Source organism: Pseudorhizobium banfieldiae, assembly GCF_000967425.1.
In the GTDB taxonomy this organism is placed as follows: domain Bacteria; phylum Pseudomonadota; class Alphaproteobacteria; order Rhizobiales; family Rhizobiaceae; genus Neorhizobium; species Neorhizobium banfieldiae.
On record NZ_FO082820.1, the window covers coordinates 2,318,260 to 2,330,678 of the forward strand.

The following is a 12,419-nucleotide window of genomic DNA, read 5'->3' on the forward strand; positions in this document are numbered from 1 at the left end:
CGGCAGGCTTTTCGGCCGCCGGGCGCTCCTCAACGGACCCGGCAACCGCGCGTAAGGTCGAGGCTAAGAAGCGAGAGAGGCGCGAGAACCGTCACCCCGGCTGCGATGCAGCGGGTGGCAAAACGGTCGGACATGATCGCGCCTGTCATGGTCATCGGCGAATCTATACGCCGAGAGGGCAGCCCTGACAAGGCGGAGGACGTCATTCCGGTACGCCCTCACCTGGCACGTCGTGCCATCACCCGCTGCAGCCCCATCATCAGCCCGCCGGCAACCAGCCCCCAGAAGGCGCCGGAAATGCCGGCAAACGAGACGCCGGATGCGGTGATCAGGAAGGTAACCGCCGCCGCCTCGCGCGCCTCCGGCTCCCTGAAGGCGGCCACGGCCGACCCCGAAAACGCGCCAATCAATGCCAATCCTGCCACCGCCTGGATGAGGATCGGCGGAGCGAGCGATACGAAGGCTGTCACTGCCCCCGCCAGCAGGCCGAGCACAACATAGCCGATGCCGCCAATGATCGCCGCCCAGTAACGCCTGGCAGGGTCGGGATGCGCATCCTCGCCTGCGCACATGGCAGCCGTGATGGCGGCGAGATTGACTGCGTGTCCCCCGAACGGTGCCGACAGCAGCGAGAAGACCCCCGTGGTCGCGAACAGCGGACCCGGGTTTGGCTCGTAGTGGTTGACCTTCAGCACAGCGATACCCGGAATGTTCTGCGACGCCATGGTGACGATGAAGAGCGGCAGCGCGATCGAAATCAGCGCCGGCAGTGTGAAGAGAGGCGCTACGAATTCCACCGGCGGCGCCAGCGACTGCGACCACTCGGCCATCGCCCCCTCGGGCAGTTCGACACCGAAGACCATGACTGCGACGAAAGCCGCAAGCGCTGCCGGGACGGCGAAGAGCCGCTTCACCATCAGCACCGCCGCCCATGCCACAAGGATCGGCAGCCCGAGCAGCGGATCGAAAGCGATCGCCTTGAACGGTGCAAAGCAGAGGCCGAGGATAACGCCGGAAAGCATGGCATTGGCAAGCGGTGCCGGAATGGACGCCACCGCCCGGCCGAGCGGCCTGAACAGGCCGGCGAAGACAATCATCACCGCGCAGACAAGGAAGGCGCCGACGGCGGCTGGAAAGCCCCCGTCGACTGCACCTGCTGTCGCAAGCAGTGCCGCCCCCGGCGTGGACCAGGCGGTCGACACCGGCAGCTTCGTCCAAGCGCTGAGCACTATGGCGCAAACCCCCATCGAGACCGAAAGCGCCATCACCCCCGAAGCCGCTTCATAATCCGTGGCGCCGACGCCCTTCAGCCCTTGGAGCACTACCGCAAAAGAACTGGCAAAGCCGACAAAGGCAGTCAGGCAGCCCATGAAGAAGCTCTGAAGCGAAAGGTCTTTGAGCATGAGGGACTCAGGAAAAGCGATTGAAGAACACGCTTATCGAGCAAAGCTGACGGGTCTTGGCAAGCCAACCCGGCTCGCCAGCAGTTCGGCTCCGTCGGCTGTCAGGTTGCAGCCAAACGAAAAGCCCCGTCAGCGGAGGCCGACGGGGCTTGATATCTGCATCTGACCTGGAAGTGTCAGCCGATCTCGGACTGGTTCACGACGACCCGGGAAGCGAGCCCGTAGGCCACGCCCTCTTCCGCCGAAAGCCAGTAGTCGCGGTCGATGTCCTTGGCGATCTTCTCTTCGCTCTGGCCGGTGGCCTTGGCGAAGATCTTGATCAGCCGCTCGTTCATCTTGATGATCTCGCGAGCCTGGATTTCGATGTCGGAGGCCATGCCGCGCGTGCCGCCGGACGGTTGGTGCAGGAGGAAGCGCGTGTTCGGAAGCGCAATGCGGCGCTCCTTCGGTGCAGCCACGTAGATCAGCGCACCGGCGGAGGCGACCCAGCCCGTGCCGATCATCCATACCTTCGGCTTGATGAACTTGATCATGTCATGGATCGAGTCTCCCGATTCCACGTGACCGCCCGGCGAATTGACGTAGATGCGGATGTCTTCATCGCTGGCTGCGGCAAGAGCCACGAGCTGCGTGTTGACCTTCTGCGCCAGTTCCTGGGTGATCGGACCATAGATGAAGATCGAACGCGACTTGAAGAGGTTCGCTTCCGTTTCCTTGCCGAGCGGCAATTCCTTGACCTTGTCGTCGTCGTTTTCGTCGTTCATCAGCATCTCCAGTATGGGATTTGTCTTCACGGACATAATGCCTTCGTGCCGGTAAAACAATGCGCGAAACCCACTAAGGTGAATGACGTAGGTGCAGCGCCTCACCGGGTCTGTACCGGCATGGACACGCGCCCTTAGCCTGTCTTATCGTGTCCGCCGATATTGCTGCCTCGCGCCTGACAGGGTCCGAGGTGCCTTCCAGAGGGGTCAAAGAGATGTTGAAACGCCTTTTCATCGCCGCAACCATTTCCGTCACTGCCGCCGCACCGGCTTTTGCGCATCTCGCCCCCACAGAACACGGCTCTTTCATGGCTGGCGTTTCGCACCCGCTCTTCGGCGCCGACCATATTCTTGCGATGGTGGCTGTCGGGCTCTGGGCCTGCCAGATCGCTGTGAACTCCGGGAATCGCCGCCCGCTCTGGATCGTGCCGGCAGCCTTCGTCGGCACCATGGCACTCGGCTTCCTGGCTGCGGTGGCCGGCATCGACCTTCCCTTCGTCGAGCCTGCCATCCTCGCTTCGGTGGTTGCGCTCGGCCTCCTTGTCGCCATGGCGGCTCGCCTGCCTATCGCAGGCTCGGCCGCCGTCGTCGCCGTCTTCGCCCTCTTTCATGGCCATGCGCATGGCGGCGAACTCGGCACGGCCCGCGCCCTGCAATTCGGCATTGGGTTCGTGGCTGCCACGGCCCTGCTGCATGCCGCCGGTATCGGACTCGGGCTCGGCATCGGCCGCCTCGCCCCTTGGGCAACCCGCGTCGCCGGCGGTCTCACCGCCCTTGCCGGCCTTACCCTCGCCTTCGGCTGACCTCACATCAAAAAGGGCACCCGACGAGGTGCCCTTTCTCTCATGCTTAACTGCGCAGATCAGCCGCGACCGCGATAGGTCGCCACTCCCTGCTCCGGCAGCCACACGCCCTGCGGCGCCTCGCCCGTCTGCCAGAAAGCGTCGATCGGAATGCCGCCGCGCGGATACCAGTAGGCGCCGATCCGCAGCCACTTCGGCTCCAGAAGCTCCACCAGCCGCTTGGCAATGTAGATCGAGCAGTCCTCATGGAAGGCGCCGTGATTGCGGAACGAGTGCAGGAAGAGCTTCAGCGACTTCGATTCCACCAGATGCGCATCGGGAATATAGTCGATGACGATGTGGGCGAAGTCCGGCTGACCTGTCATCGGGCAGAGCGAGGTGAATTCCGGTGCCGTGAAGCGCACGACGTAATTCGTCCCCTGATTGCCGTTCGGCACCTTTTCCAGCACTGCCTCTTCCGGCTTCTGCGGTGCCTCCACCTGCCGGCCGAGCTGGGAGAGGCTCGAAGTGTCAGTCATGCTCACTGGGATGTTCCTTCTACCTTGACCTTGATGCCATGCGCACGCTCCCCTTCGGGTTCTACATGAATGGCGAGACTGGCGCCCGGTATGACCTCCTTGATGGCGTCTTCAAGGCGGTCGCAGATCTCGTGCGCCTCCGCCACAGGCATGTCGGCCGGAACCACCAGATGGAAATCGATGAAAGCGGCTGCACCCGCCCGTCGTGTCCTCAGATCGTGCACGCCCAGCGAGCCCACGGAATTGGCCTTGATCGCCGCGCGGATGGCAGCCTCTTCCTCGGGCGTCACGGCCCGGTCCATCAGCCCGCCGAGCGAGTGACTGATGACCTTGTAGCCCTGGTAGAGGATGTTGACCGCGACAGCCAAGGCAAGCAGCGGATCGAGGATCGCGTATCCCGTCGATACTGCGAGCACCAGTCCAATGAAGACGCCGGCCGAGGTGACGACATCCGACATGATGTGGTGGCCGTCCGCCGCGAGCGCGGGCGACAGATGCTGCCGCCCAACCCGGATCAGAACACGCGCCCACACAATGTTGATCACGCCGGCGGCAGCATTGATTCCGAGCCCCAGAACCGGCGCTTCGAGAAGCTTCGGCGCGAAGAGCTCGCCCCACGCCTCCTGGACGATGAGCAGCGCCGCGACGATGATCAGCGCCCCCTCCAGCACCGCCGACATGTATTCGGCCTTGTGGTGACCGAACTGATGGTCGTCGTCGGCCGGCCTCGCCGCATAGCGGATCAGGAAATAGGCGATGAAGGCGGCGACCACGTTGACAGTGGATTCCATCCCGTCGGAAAGCAGCGCCACCGACCCCGTCACCCACCAGGCGACGAGCTTCAGCCCCATCACTCCGAAGGCCAGCGGAATGCCCCAGAAGGCCAGTCTCTCAACGATCGGATCGGTTCTCGCTGTCACGCCAAGTCCCTCTGCGCATGCAAACCACTTGCAGGAGCCCCGCCCCTGAACGGCGAAACCGCCCGGGCGGGACCCGGGCGGTTTCGAATGCTGCGCGTATGGCGCACGACAGCTTGTTTGTCAAAGCGTAAGACGCGTCGGCCGGCGTCCTACGCTAATTTTGCGCCGGTGCCGCCGGGTTCTGCTGCTGGTCTCCGACTGCCGGCGGCGGCGTCGTGTTGTCGCCGGATTCCGGCATCATCGTCAGCGCCATCACCACGATCACGAGGACGGCGACTAGTCCGATCAATACATTTCTGCTCATCTGTCTTTCCCGGTTTGAGGTCGATCGACCTCTTAACCCGGAAGTGACGGCGAAAGTTGCGCTCCCCGCTTTAGGCCGCCTGCACCTTCCGCTTTCTCGACAGATGCGCCACGACATTCTCGATCATGCGCATGCCGGCATCCTGGCCGAGCGTCATGATCGATTCGGGGTGAAACTGTACTGCCGCGATCGGCTCCTTCACGTGCTCGATCCCCATGATCGTGCCGTCCTCGCTCTCGGCGGTGATGGTAAAATCACTCGGCAAGGTCCTCGGGTCCGCGAAGATCGAATGGTAGCGACCAACCGTCACCTCGTTGGAGAGTCCCGAGAAGACGATCCCCGGCTCCAGAACGCGGATGCGCGACGGCTTGCCATGCATCGGCACGGCGAGTTGCCGCAGTTCCCCACCGTAGGCTTCCGCCAGCGCCTGCAGACCAAGGCAGACGCCGAAGATCGGCAGGTTCTTCGCGCGCGCGGTCCTGATCGTCGCCTTGCAGTCAAAATCCTTCGGATTGCCCGGCCCCGGCGACAGGACGACGAGATCCGGGTCGACTCGGTCAAAAATCTCCTCCGGAACAGGGGTGCGGACGGTGGAGACCTCCGCGCCGGTCTGGCGGAAATAATTGGCGAGCGTGTGGACGAACGAGTCCTCGTGGTCGACGAGCAGGATCTTCACTCCCTGCCCGACCCGCGCCACGTCGCGCGCCACCTTGCCCGCATTGCCTGCACGTGCGTCACGGATTGCCGAAATCATCGCCGATGCCTTCAGTTCGGTTTCTGCCTCTTCCTCATGCGGGTCGCTGTCGTTCAGGAGCGTCGCACCAGCGCGCACCTCGGCGATCCCATCCTTGATGCGGATGGTCCGGAGCGTCAGGCCCGTATTCATGTCGCCGTTGAAGCCGACCATGCCGATCGCCCCGCCATACCAGGCGCGTGGGCTCTTCTCGTGGTTCTCGATGAAGCGCATTGCCCAAAGCTTTGGCGCGCCGGTCACGGTCACGGCCCAGGCGTGGCTGAGGAAACCGTCGAAGGCGTCCATGTCCTCGCGGAGCCGCCCCTCGATATGGTCAACGGTGTGGATCAGCCGCGAATACATCTCGATCTGCCGCCGCCCGATGACCTTCACCGAGCCCGGCTCGCAGACGCGCGACTTGTCGTTGCGGTCGACGTCGGAGCACATCGTCAGCTCCGACTCATCCTTCTTGGAATTGAGCAGCTTGAGGATCTGCTCGCTATCGGCGATCGCATCCTCGCCACGTCGGATCGTCCCAGAGATCGGGCAGGTCTCGATCCGCCGGCCCGATACCCTCACGAACATTTCCGGCGAGGCGCCCACCAGATATTCCTGGTGCCCGAGGTTGATGAAGAAGGAATAGGGCGACGGATTGATCGCCTTCAGCCGGTTGGAGATCTCCGAAGGCTTGCTGTCGCAGCGCTCCATGAACTTCTGTCCGGGCACCACTTCGAACAGGTCGCCGCGGCGGAAGCTCTCCTTCGCCTTCACCACCAGCTCCGCATATTCGCCGGGCTTGTGGTCGCCCTTCGGCGGCGTCACGGTGGTGCGCTGGAACGGCTCCGGCGCAATCTCGCCTGACTTGCCGGCAGTGGTCACGCCGTCCTTGGCAAAGTCATAACGGTCGATCCAGGCTTTTGCCGCATGGTGGTCGACGACGAGGATCTCGTCCGGCAGGAACAGCACCATGTCGCGCTGGTCTTCCGGACGCTGCATGGAAAGCTTGATCGCGTCGAACTGGAAGGCGAGGTCGTAGCCGAAGGCGCCGAACAGGCCGATCGCCGAATCCGCGTCGGAATAAAAGAGGTCCACCACCGCGCGCAGCACGGTGAACACTGTCGGCATCTTGGAGCGTTCTTCTTCCGTAAATGCGCGGGACGGCTCGTTGACCGTCAGGTCCAGCCGGCGTGCAGTTCGCGCACCGAGTGTCAGGTCTGCCACAGTTGCGAGCCTCTCCGCCACGAACGAGAGCAGCACCTTGCCGCGTTCGTTATAGGCCTCGATCCAGACCTTGCGGCCGTGCGAGGAAATGCCAAGCGGCGGATCGACGATTGCCGTATCCCAGCGGGTATAACGGCCGGGATATTCGTAGTTGGAGGAGAAGACGGCGCCCCGCCGCTCGTCGAGCTTGTCCACATAGCCGGAGACCGCATCCGCATAGGGCGTCGGCCGGCGCGTCCGGCTGACGGCGATACCGCCCTTGGTCTCGTAGGTTTCCGAACCGTCGTCCCGGATGATCGTCACCATTTCCTGCTCTCCGTTTTCCCTCACCCGAAACCGCGGACAACAAAAAAAGCCGCCTCGGTTCTCGAGCGGCTTTGGGGTCTTGTCGATGGACATGACTGGTCAAGGCCGCGTCAGCGTGCCCACCACCAGTTACCGATGTTCATCGAATTGATCATGCGCGAAGAAATACAGCGGGTCTCGTTTCTCCGCAAGCGGATTTCTAACGGGTGAGACCAAATCCGGTTTCAAGCGTTGGCTATGGCCGATCCACGGAGCCTGCCCCATGCTGCGTCCCGCCCTCGTCCTCCTCCTGGCCATGCCCCTTCTGGCCGCCGCCGCCCTGCCGCGCACCGGTCCGGTACCGGCGTCGAAGCCCGCAGCCGAGGAGGACAGACAGGAGAAGTCGCCGGAAGCGGGAACTCCGGCCGCGTCACCTCCGCCGGGTGCCTCGGCGGTTCCGACGCCTGAACCGAAGCCGGAGAAGCAAGCGCCTGCCGCACCGTCCCCAGCTCCGGAAGAACCCTCAGACACCCAATCCGCTGGGTCGCCACCCGAAGAAGGCCCAGGTGAAAAGAGCCCGCCCGCGACCGCCGACCGTAAGGAGGCCGAGGCCGAACCAGCCACGGAAAGGCCAGAGAAAGAGACGGAACAGAAGGGAGAGGAGCCCCAAGAGCCGGCAAAGGAGCCAAAGGAGCCGCCGCCCCCTCCTCCACCGCCGATCGCCAGGGAAGACCCCGAGGACCTGAAGTCCTGCCTCGCCGATCTCGCGGCCTTGGGGACGAAGTATGAAACGGCCACCCGTATCGACGACGGCGAAGGCTGCGGCATAGACCAGCCGCTCGAGGTGGCGGAGGTGCTGCCCGGCGTCGATACCGGCGGCGCGCAGATGCGCTGCGAAACCGCACGCGCCCTCGGCCACTGGCTGAAGGATACGGTCAATCCGGCGCTGAATATCGCCCTGCCCGACCGGAAGATCACCGGCCTCACCACGGGCTCCACCTATGCCTGCCGGCTGCGCAATGGGGCCTCGGAGGGCAAGATTTCAGAGCACGCCCGCGGCAACGCCATCGACATCGCCGCCTTCCGGCTGGACGACGGCACGGAGATCACCATGAAGCCGCGCGCCGAGGACGGCACGATGGAAGGCGCCTTCCAGCGCACCGTCTCAGCCGGCGCCTGCCTGCATTTTTCGACCGTCCTTGCCCCCGGCAGCGACGCCGCCCACCAGGACCACCTGCATCTCGACGTGCTAGAGCGAGACAGCGGGTACCGGTATTGTAGGTGATGGGAGCAACGGGCACGGAACGGGGATCTGCGCCCTCGGCGGCTACCATCGACGTCGGCAGAGGCCGGCTCCGTTAGGCGCTTGACAACTCGGGCGGCTGGAGCAAAATCCCTCTCATGGGGCTTGCGATCACCCCACGAGGCCACGGCTGAAGAATCGCGTCCTTAAAACCCGAGCAAACGGAGGGACGCGCTATGCCGTCATACCTGGAAATCACACCTGACAAACTGGCTCGTATCATTGGGACCCCCAATCTCCCACCTCTCATCGACGTGCGCAACGACGAGGACTTCGGCAGAGATCCACGGCTGATCCCCGGCTCCATCCGACGGGACTTCCGCCGTGTTATCGAATGGGGTCCTGGCATCGCCGAGTCGGCCATCATCTTCTGCCAGAGAGGACAGAAGCTCGGCCACGGAGTTGCCGCTCACCTGCGTGCCATGGGCAAGCAGGCGGAAGTGCTGGAAGGTGGCTTCGAAGCCTGGCGTGACACCGAAGGGCTACTCGTGCCTGAAGGGAAGCTTCCTGTCCGAGACGCCAATGGGCGTACGGTCTGGGTGACCCGCGCACGACCCAAGATCGACCGCATCGCTTGTCCCTGGCTTATCCGCCGCTTCATCGATCCGTCCGCCATCTTCCTGTTTGTCCCGGCGAGCGAAGTAGCACTTGTCGGAGATCGGTTTGCGGCGACACCCTTCGACATCGAGGATGTCTTCTGGAGCCATCGCGGCGAGCTGTGCACATTCGACGTGATGGTCGAGGAGTTCTGCCTGACATCGGCACCCCTGCTTCATCTGGCCAGGATCGTGCGCGGCGCCGATACCGCTCGACCGGAGCTTGCTCCGGAGGTCGCTGGTCTGCTGGCCGCATCTCTCGGATTGTCGCGCATGTTCAATGATGACCTGGAACAGTTGGAGACAGGCCTGACCCTCTACGACGCCTTCTACCGTTGGTGCCGCGACGCCACGGGCGAGAGCCACAACTGGCCGAACCCTAAGAAGGGGTGGCGGTCATGACAGACCTCGGGAAGGCAGCAGATCCTAGCGTGGTTGATGATGACATTGTTCCCCTCTCCGAAGCGGTGAAAGTTTGGGCTCGGGTAGCAGCGTTGAGCTTCGGGGGACCCGCAGGACAGATTGCGGTGATGCACCGGATTATCGTCGACGAGAAACGATGGATTGGCGAGCATCGCTTCCTTCATGCTCTGAACTACTGCATGCTGCTACCCGGCCCCGAGGCCCATCAGCTTGCGATCTATATCGGCTGGCTCCTCAACAGGACCTTGGGGGGTATGATCGCGGGCCTCCTGTTCGTGCTGCCTGGCTTTCTTTCTATCCTAGCACTCAGCTACATCTACGTCTTGTTCGGGAATGTCACTGTCGTCGAGGGCATGTTCTTCGGCCTGAAGTGCGCAGTGCTGGCGGTCGTGGTCCAGGCAGTGTTCAGGATCGGAAGCCGGGCGCTCAGGAACGGCCTGATGGTCGGCTTGGCTGCTGCCGCCTTCGTTGCGATCTTTTTCCTGCACGTGCCTTTTCCGGTCATCATCATCGCCGCTGGTGTCATCGGCTACATTGGCGGACGCACGGGTGCATCTGCATTTCGCGTCGGCGGCGGACACAAGGCAGGTAGCGACAAGGTACTGGAGGATCGGGACTCTCTTCTGGGCGAAGAAATCCCACCTCACGCTGCGCCGAACCTTGCATGGTCGCTGAAGACGTCAGGGGTCCTAGCGGCACTATGGCTTCTTCCGGTTGCTGCATTGCTGCTGGCCTTGGGTCAGCATAGCGTCTTCACGCAGATTGGTATCTTCTTCAGTCAGATGGCAGTCGTCACTTTCGGCGGTGCCTATGCAGTTCTGGCCTATGTGGCGCAGCAAGCCGTCCAAGGGTTTGGTTGGTTATGGCCGGGCGAAATGCTCGATGGCCTGGGAATGGCGGAAACGACGCCAGGTCCCTTGATCATGGTCACGCAGTTCGTCGGCTTCCTCGCAGGCTATCGCGACCCCGGAAGCATCAACCCGCTTGCCGCTGCGACGCTGGCGGCCGTGCTCACGACCTGGGTCACCTTCATTCCGAGCTTCCTGTGGATTTTCGCCGGTGCACCCTTCATGGAAAGGATGAGGGGTAATGCGGCACTCAGCGGAGCCATGGCTGCAATCACGGCAGCCGTCGTCGGCGTGATCCTCAACCTCGCGGTGTGGTTCGGCCTGCACGTGCTGTTCCGCGATACCACCACGCTCACCATCGGACCGCTAAATTGGGACGTTCCGATCCTACATTCGGTCGACTGGCCATCGCTCGTCTTGACCCTGCTGGCAGCACTCGCACTGTTTCGCCTGAAACAGTCGGTCATCGCCGTTCTTTTCGCCTCTGCTGTGCTGGGGATCGCGTGGAAGGTGCTCACCTAGCCGTCATTCGGAGCATCTGGTGAATGTCCGCCTTCGGCCGCCGGCAGCCACCGCGCCAGATAAAATCCCGTTCAAAAAAGCCCCTCTATGTGCCCGTCCTGATTCAGGAAAATCCGTTCCGCCGAGGGTGAACTCGGCAAACCCGGCATTGTCATGATCTCGCCGGTGATGGCGACGACAAAGCCGGCGCCGGCAGCAAGCCGCACCTCGCGCACATGCACGACATGCCCCTCCGGGGCACCGCGCAGGTTAGGATCGGTGGAGAAGGAGTACTGCGTCTTGGCCATGCAGACCGGCAGGCCGCCGTAACCCTGCTCTTCCCATGCCTTCAGCTGGTCGCGCACCGCCTTGTCGGCCGTCACCTCGCCGGCATGGTAGATCTTCGAGGCGACCGTCTCGATCTTCTCCATCAGCGGCATATCGTCCGGATAGAGAGGCCGGAAGTCCGCCTGCCCGCCATCGGCCATTTCCGCCACGCGCTGCGCCAGTTCCTCGATCCCGGCGCCGCCCTCGGCCCAGTGGCGGCAGAGGATGGCATCGACGCCGTGGCGGGAGGCGTAGTCCTTCACTGCGGCAATCTCCGCTTTCGTGTCGGAGGTGAAGTGGTTGATCGCCACCACCACCGGCACCCCGAAGCGGCGGACATTGGCGATGTGACGGCCGAGATTGGCGCAGCCCCGCGTCAGTGCGCCAACATCCTCCCGGCCTAGATCCTCCTTCTTCACCCCTCCGTTCATCTTCAGCGCCCGGACCGTCGCGACGATCACGGCGGCCGAGGGCGTCAGCCCCGCCTTGCGGCACTTGATGTCGAAGAATTTCTCGGCCCCGAGATCGGCGCCGAAACCCGCTTCCGTCACCACATAGTCGGCAAGCTTCAGCGCCGTCTTGGTGGCGATCACCGAATTGCAGCCATGGGCGATGTTGGCGAAGGGCCCGCCATGCACGAAGGCGGGGTTGTTCTCCAGCGTCTGCACGAGGTTCGGCTGCATGGCGTCCTTGAGCAGCACCGCCATCGCCCCGTCCGCCTTCAGGTCGCGCGCGAAGACCGGCGTCTTGTCACGGCGGTAGGCGACGATGATCGATCCCAGCCGCCGCTCCAGGTCGTCGAAATCCTCCGCCAGGCAGAGGATCGCCATCACCTCAGAGGCGACGGTGATGTCGAAGCCGCATTCGCGAGGAAAGCCGTTTGCCACGCCGCCCAGCGCGCCCACCATCTGGCGCAGCGACCGGTCGTTCATGTCCATCGCCCGCCGCCAGGTGATCCGCCGCACGTCGATGTCGAGCGCATTGCCCCAGTAGACATGGTTGTCGATCATCGCCGCGAGCAGGTTGTGCGCGGAGGTGATGGCGTGGAAGTCGCCGGTGAAGTGGAGGTTGATCTCCTCCATCGGGATCACCTGTGCGTGGCCACCGCCGGCGGCACCACCCTTCATGCCGAAGGACGGACCGAGCGAGGGCTCGCGGATGCACACCACCGCCCTGCGGCCGATGCGGTTGAGCCCGTCGACGAGACCGACCGTGGTGGTCGTCTTGCCCTCCCCGGCCGGTGTGGGATTGATGGCCGTGACGAGGATTAGCCTGCCATCCGGCCGCTCGCCCAGCGAGCGGATGAAGCCGGGCCCGATCTTCGCCTTGTCGTGCCCGTAGGGCGCCAGCTCCTCCGGCGGGATTCCAAGTACCGCCCCCACCTCCAGGACCGGCTTCTTCCGCGCCACCCGCGCGATTTCGATGTCAGACTGCATTGCCAATCTCGTTCCCCGTGGCATCTCGCCGAAT

At 63.6% G+C, this 12,419-nt stretch carries 12 protein-coding genes; 4 read left to right on the forward strand and 8 right to left on the reverse strand.

Features of this window, described 5'->3' with window-relative positions:
* Positions 1 to 29: 29 nt before the first annotated feature.
* The 3 genes from NT26_RS23295 to NT26_RS11360 all read right to left on the reverse strand — a co-directional run bounded on the left by NT26_RS23295 (position 30) and on the right by NT26_RS11360 (position 2,167).
* A complete protein-coding gene (locus tag NT26_RS23295) occupies positions 30 to 155 on the reverse strand; it encodes a hypothetical protein (RefSeq protein WP_280136213.1) in 126 nt (41 codons plus the stop codon).
* Between the two features lie 63 nt (positions 156 to 218).
* On the reverse strand, positions 219 to 1,403 hold the full coding sequence (locus NT26_RS11355) for a benzoate/H(+) symporter BenE family transporter (protein WP_052638926.1): 1,185 nt from the start codon (positions 1,401 to 1,403) through the stop codon (positions 219 to 221).
* A gap of 176 nt (positions 1,404 to 1,579) precedes the next feature.
* Complete coding sequence (locus NT26_RS11360) at positions 1,580 to 2,167, reverse strand: ATP-dependent Clp protease proteolytic subunit (protein WP_052642076.1); 588 nt, start codon at positions 2,165 to 2,167, stop codon at positions 1,580 to 1,582.
* A gap of 215 nt (positions 2,168 to 2,382) precedes the next feature.
* On the opposite strand from NT26_RS11360, the gene NT26_RS11365 reads away from it, so the two are divergent.
* Positions 2,383 to 2,970: a HupE/UreJ family protein gene (locus tag NT26_RS11365; RefSeq protein WP_052638927.1), complete on the forward strand. Its 588-nt coding sequence runs from the start codon at positions 2,383 to 2,385 to the stop codon at positions 2,968 to 2,970.
* 59 nt (positions 2,971 to 3,029) lie between these two features.
* Here NT26_RS11365 and queF read toward each other — a convergent pair whose 3' ends face one another.
* The 4 genes from queF to NT26_RS11380 form a co-directional block, all read right to left on the reverse strand.
* Positions 3,030 to 3,494, reverse strand: a complete 465-nt coding sequence (queF, locus tag NT26_RS11370; protein WP_052638928.1) for a preQ(1) synthase — start codon at positions 3,492 to 3,494, stop codon at positions 3,030 to 3,032.
* A complete protein-coding gene (locus NT26_RS11375) occupies positions 3,491 to 4,408 on the reverse strand; it encodes a cation diffusion facilitator family transporter (RefSeq protein ID WP_052638929.1) in 918 nt (305 codons plus the stop codon). Before NT26_RS11375 ends, queF begins: the two co-directional genes overlap by 4 nt.
* A gap of 154 nt (positions 4,409 to 4,562) precedes the next feature.
* Complete coding sequence (locus NT26_RS22760; protein ID WP_156157140.1) at positions 4,563 to 4,712, reverse strand: hypothetical protein; 150 nt, start codon at positions 4,710 to 4,712, stop codon at positions 4,563 to 4,565.
* 70 nt (positions 4,713 to 4,782) lie between these two features.
* Positions 4,783 to 6,972, reverse strand: coding sequence for an anthranilate synthase (locus tag NT26_RS11380; protein ID WP_052638930.1), 2,190 nt, complete (start codon positions 6,970 to 6,972; stop codon positions 4,783 to 4,785).
* A gap of 262 nt (positions 6,973 to 7,234) precedes the next feature.
* On the opposite strand from NT26_RS11380, the gene NT26_RS11385 reads away from it, so the two are divergent.
* The 3 genes from NT26_RS11385 (at position 7,235) to chrA (ending at position 10,643) form a co-directional block, all read left to right on the forward strand.
* Positions 7,235 to 8,236, forward strand: coding sequence for an extensin-like domain-containing protein (locus NT26_RS11385; RefSeq protein ID WP_052638931.1), 1,002 nt, complete (start codon positions 7,235 to 7,237; stop codon positions 8,234 to 8,236).
* A 194-nt stretch (positions 8,237 to 8,430) separates the two neighbouring features.
* On the forward strand, positions 8,431 to 9,252 hold the full coding sequence (locus NT26_RS11390; RefSeq protein ID WP_052638932.1) for a chromate resistance protein ChrB domain-containing protein: 822 nt from the start codon (positions 8,431 to 8,433) through the stop codon (positions 9,250 to 9,252).
* Positions 9,249 to 10,643 carry a chromate efflux transporter gene (chrA, locus tag NT26_RS11395; protein WP_052638933.1) on the forward strand — a complete coding sequence of 465 codons (1,395 nt, stop codon included), beginning with the start codon at positions 9,249 to 9,251 and terminating at the stop codon, positions 10,641 to 10,643. Before NT26_RS11390 ends, chrA begins: the two co-directional genes overlap by 4 nt.
* Positions 10,644 to 10,714: 71 nt before the next feature.
* Here chrA and NT26_RS11400 read toward each other — a convergent pair whose 3' ends face one another.
* The gene (locus NT26_RS11400; protein WP_052638934.1) at positions 10,715 to 12,409 is read right to left on the reverse strand and encodes a formate--tetrahydrofolate ligase; all 1,695 of its coding nucleotides are present in this window, start codon (positions 12,407 to 12,409) and stop codon (positions 10,715 to 10,717) included.
* Positions 12,410 to 12,419: the final 10 nt, after the last annotated feature.

Coding starts and splice junctions, on each gene's coding strand:
- NT26_RS23295 (WP_280136213.1), bottom strand. CDS start 155: ATGACCATGACAGGCGCGATCATGTCCGACCGTTTTGCCACCCGCTGC.
- NT26_RS11355 (WP_052638926.1), bottom strand. CDS start 1,403: ATGCTCAAAGACCTTTCGCTTCAGAGCTTCTTCATGGGCTGCCTGACT.
- NT26_RS11360 (WP_052642076.1), bottom strand. CDS start 2,167: ATGAACGACGAAAACGACGACGACAAGGTCAAGGAATTGCCGCTCGGC.
- NT26_RS11365 (WP_052638927.1), top strand. CDS start 2,383: ATGTTGAAACGCCTTTTCATCGCCGCAACCATTTCCGTCACTGCCGCC.
- NT26_RS22760 (WP_156157140.1), bottom strand. CDS start 4,712: ATGAGCAGAAATGTATTGATCGGACTAGTCGCCGTCCTCGTGATCGTG.
- NT26_RS11380 (WP_052638930.1), bottom strand. CDS start 6,972: ATGGTGACGATCATCCGGGACGACGGTTCGGAAACCTACGAGACCAAG.
- NT26_RS11385 (WP_052638931.1), top strand. CDS start 7,235: ATGCTGCGTCCCGCCCTCGTCCTCCTCCTGGCCATGCCCCTTCTGGCC.
- NT26_RS11390 (WP_052638932.1), top strand. CDS start 8,431: ATGCCGTCATACCTGGAAATCACACCTGACAAACTGGCTCGTATCATT.
- chrA (WP_052638933.1), top strand. CDS start 9,249: ATGACAGACCTCGGGAAGGCAGCAGATCCTAGCGTGGTTGATGATGAC.
- NT26_RS11400 (WP_052638934.1), bottom strand. CDS start 12,409: ATGCCACGGGGAACGAGATTGGCAATGCAGTCTGACATCGAAATCGCG.